The organism is Moorena sp. SIO2C4 (genome assembly GCF_010672485.1).
Taxonomy (GTDB): domain Bacteria; phylum Cyanobacteriota; class Cyanobacteriia; order Cyanobacteriales; family Coleofasciculaceae; genus Moorena; species Moorena producens.
The window spans coordinates 1-3,919 of record NZ_JAAHGN010000725.1 but is presented as its reverse complement, the minus strand read 5'-3'; the positions used below and the strand labels follow the sequence as shown (position 1 = coordinate 3,919).

The 3,919-nt window shown below is 44.8% G+C and carries 3 protein-coding genes and 3 pseudogenes; 3 read left to right on the top strand and 3 right to left on the bottom strand.

Annotation, left to right across the window (positions count from 1 at the left end):
* Positions 1–465: pseudogene (locus F6K20_RS27940) on the top strand (PRC-barrel domain-containing protein); the annotation flags it as partial.
* Between the two features lie 682 nt (positions 466–1,147).
* On the top strand, positions 1,148–1,276 hold the full coding sequence (locus tag F6K20_RS27935; protein ID WP_267872090.1) for a hypothetical protein: 129 nt from the start codon (positions 1,148–1,150) through the stop codon (positions 1,274–1,276).
* Positions 1,277–1,624: 348 nt separating this feature from the next.
* Here the strand turns inward: F6K20_RS27935 and F6K20_RS27930 are convergent, their stop codons facing one another.
* Positions 1,625–2,209 carry a PAP/fibrillin family protein gene (locus F6K20_RS27930; RefSeq protein WP_008188169.1) on the bottom strand — a complete coding sequence of 195 codons (585 nt, stop codon included), beginning with the start codon at positions 2,207–2,209 and terminating at the stop codon, positions 1,625–1,627.
* A gap of 73 nt (positions 2,210–2,282) precedes the next feature.
* Between F6K20_RS27930 and F6K20_RS27925 the strand changes: the two genes are divergently transcribed.
* A complete protein-coding gene (locus tag F6K20_RS27925) occupies positions 2,283–2,504 on the top strand; it encodes a DUF3134 domain-containing protein (protein WP_008188170.1) in 222 nt (73 codons plus the stop codon).
* A 481-nt stretch (positions 2,505–2,985) separates the two neighbouring features.
* Here F6K20_RS27925 and F6K20_RS40910 read toward each other — a convergent pair.
* Positions 2,986–3,099, bottom strand: a pseudogene (locus F6K20_RS40910) (IS200/IS605 family transposase); the annotation flags it as partial.
* Positions 3,100–3,223: 124 nt separating this feature from the next.
* A pseudogene (locus F6K20_RS40905) lies at positions 3,224–3,457 on the bottom strand (type II toxin-antitoxin system HicB family antitoxin); the annotation flags it as partial.
* Positions 3,458–3,919: the final 462 nt, after the last annotated feature.

Here is a 3,919-nt window from a genome sequence, read left to right as displayed (position 1 = left end):
GGCAGACCCCCTTGGGAAAAGGACACAGAAGACCCCTACTATACCCCAACGGCTAGACCAGAAAATCAACTGGGAACGGGGATTCCAATACGTACTCCTATCTCTCAGACAGTAGAGAATGCCAACCGAGCCCAAGATGCCTGGGATGACGATTGGCAAGAGCCAGAACTAGAGCCGATCAAACGAGAAGCACCAGTCCCGAAGAAGTATGTCGAAGCCAGATTAGAAGAAGATAACTGGAGCGATGAACGGGAAGAGTCCCCTCAGCCAGTGCGCTACGAGCAGCCAGTCTATAGCTCACCCGAGCCTTCCTATGGTAAAACTAACACCCAGGACTATGACAAGTACGAAGTCGAGGGTGATGCCTGGGATGATGACCGCTCCCCAGAGCCTTACAAAGCACCGCGAGTCAATATTCCTGAGAAAAAGAAAGCTCCAGAATACGAAGAAGAGGCTGGTTACTAGAGGACGCACAAGTCGAAAGCCCCGCGTTTTTAAACCGGGTCAGAAGTTACCTTAGAATAGGGCAGCCTTTACGATTGGTCGGCTATGAGCAAAAGGGTTAAAACTTTATAATTAAGGCTGCCCTATTCTAAGGTTTCGTCTCCGGGATGAAGACTCGCAGCGACTTTAGTCGCCAAAAGGTTGACGATACGTTAGCGCCATAGTAAAATCTAAATATGGGTACAGGCTGAAAAACCGAGGCACAACCGGGTCAGAGACCCGCAATTGTTTGACCTTAAAGTAGTAATGCCCGGAGGGCAGGGAAAATCCTCCTTAAAAACCCAATCATCAACTACCAATTGGTGTGTGAACCCAGCAAGATCACAACTTCAGAAAATAATGGTACGGCGGGGCACGCCGAAACCAAGTGAAACAGAGGAGCAACGGACTCTATAAGGCACTTCTCAAAAAAGTAGCTAAACGCCTAAGGAGACTAGCCCGCTGGGTCTTTCGTGAACTGAACTAAGATTTTAGTCTTGACGGGATTTCGGTTTAGATATTGCCATTTGGACACGGAGGTTTAAGGCCGGTCGTAGATCTAGGAATCCCCGTCTTTTTAAAGCGGGGAGTGTCAATAATTAATGACCATAGTTGAGGGTTGTTTGTTGATTGTTGTTTGTTGACTGTTGTTTGTTTACGGTTCATGCTTAATCCTAGAGTTGAGCACCCAGTGGATAACTGGTTGACGGTCAACCCTGGCCTTTCGGCCACGCGATCGCTGAAAGCGGGACTTCGTCCATCGCGTTCAACCCTGGCCTTTCGGCCACGCTAAGCGAACAACTCGCTTCAATTCAAAATTATCAATTCAAAATTAAAAAATACCCCACGAATGAATTCGGGGGCTTGTATCCGTTGAAACAATTAAAAATTAGAAAGCTATTCATTTTGAATTTTGAATTTTTCATTTTGAATTCAAAAATGGTCAGTCGATACAGGCAAAGGTAGTTGTTGTTAGAAAATAGGTCTATCCTTGATCAATAAAGAACTAGAGAATTCCGATTTGGCTTTTGTTTCAGGATTTTGACAGAAGAGGGATATAGCGTTTCTCCTAGTTATGAGGTACAGTCAATTTTCGCAACCCCTACTCCCTACTCCCTACTCCCTACTCCCTACTCCCTACTCATTTCTTGGTTAACACAAACAAACTCCCCTGATTCCCCCGTCCAATGCGCAGGTCATCATCAAGATAGGTGATCTCTAACCAACCCTGTTGATTGTCCCTATTGATGGGAAAGTCAATAGCTGGAAACCTTTTGCCAGCTTCGATTTGCTCAATGAAATCATTGGCAGAGCTATAACTCAGGAAGCTTTGTAGACCAATGATAGACCTCTCGAAGCTAACATTAACCCGGCATTGAGATACTGGCTCGAAACTAGCACAAACACTGACAACACCTTCGAGATAAGGAATACCAGATAATTCAGCTATGTTGTAAATTTTAGTATCTGAAGTACGAACACATTGGTAGATTTGACCCAGTTGTACCAAGGGAAATCCGTCAAGATTCAAAAGTTCTTGACTCGTAGTATATAGCAGACGCCAGTTACCATCTAGCAAGTCTTGCGCCTCAAGGGGTCGAGGGGTAGGGTTTCTCCCTTCCAGTTGAGTAACTGCTGCGAGTATTGCTGTTTTATCGGTTTTGCTTGCTAATAGACCACGATTCTTTCCTGCGATCGCTTCTAAGAGTTCCGCCTTGCCAATCATAATATTTCCTCTAGCTGACTGCTAGACTCAAAGTTAAAGGTTTTCACCTCGTCCATATTAGCTGAAGAAGTCTATGTACAATCCTGCTCTACGTGAAATACATCGTGATCAACTCGCTGAGGTTATTCCCCTTAAGCAAGAAACTTCCCTTTTAGATTGGTTAGAGTCTAATAATCGCCTGATCCCACGGGAGAATTTAGAGGAAGAAAATCCCCTAGGTGATGACGTAGAAATCTCTGAACTGATGGGGGTAGAGGACAGTAACTACGAGGAGGAAGAAGAAAATTTGGGTTAACACTAACTAGTTTTTCGTAAGCATTCAGCTGTCAGCTATCAGCTAATGCGCTACAGATGGTACTACTTGAGGTGCTAGCAGGCGATTTAACTGCACGGGGTCGGATGAGTAAAACGAGCAGGGATTTTCAAGCAGCCGTACCAGCACCCCCTATGCTTGTTTACTACCTCCCGTTGATTAGCATGATACCATTAGGCTGATAGCTGAATGCTTACAGTTTTACCCAATATTTTTAGCCCAATTGCAATCAGAAATGATTCAGAATGAGACCGTTGCTGAATCATTTCTGAAATCCTAAAAATCTAGGTAGCAGGAAACCCCGCGTCTTTAGACCGGGTCAGAAGTTACCGTAAGAAGAGTGGAGCCTTATTTCATGAGTTTTAACCCTTCAATGCAACCGCCTGTCGCCTATAAAGGCTCCACTCTTCTAAGGTTTCGTCTCCGGGAGGAATGCTCCACAGTGGCTAAAGCCACTTAGGGTTCAACCATGGTGAGGGTCGGTAATATATCTCTGGATAGTTTCAGTGCTGACTTTTCCCGCTGTCGAAAAAAAGTAGGGCAGTTCCTGTAGGGTGGGCAGTGCTTGAAACAGATACATTTGCTGGCAAAGGGCAAAAAAGGTAAGCACTGCCCACCCTACGATTAATCTTGAAAGCAGTTCCTGTAGGGTGGGCAGTGCTTGAAACAGATACATTTGCTGGCAAAGGGCAAAGGTAAGCACTGCCCACCCTACGATTAATCTTGAAAGGCTTTTCCGGTTCTATCCCTTTGAGTTGACAAAGCTCTAGGTAATCATCCACTGCTTCGTGAAAACTGGCGCGAAGAGATTCAACATCCTGACCTTCATAACTGATTAGCCTACGAATATACTCTACTTTCCCGTATAAAATCTCATCTTGGTCGTTGTAATTGACTGAGCCAAGGTATTCCTTGTATTTCACCAAGTTATTCATTTATTTAAAATGTAAACATAGATCTTGTCGGGTGGGCAAATGGGCATCATCGCTGATGAAATTATCAAATTCTCAAAATTTGCCCACCCTACCCCTACCTGATACATCTTGATACCAAGTTGCGGTCAAACGTACAACTTTATCTTCCCCCAATCTCCCTATCTCCCAATCTCCCTATCTCCCAATATCCCTATCTCCTTATCCAACCAATCTACTATCTTTGAATGCAACTCGGTATGAGTCACAATCTCGGTACATTCATCCCAAAAACTCACCCATGAGCGTACAAACCAATGTATAGCAGAAGTCAGAAGTCAGAAGTCAGAAGTCAAACTCTTGCGCTTCTTGATGCAGTCGCTCATGGGGGAAACCCCCAAGACCGCGCTGCATCGCTTACTTAGGTTTGAGACTTTTCTCATGTCCTAACTGCCCTGGCGACTGCTATAAAAACTGGACGGTGCA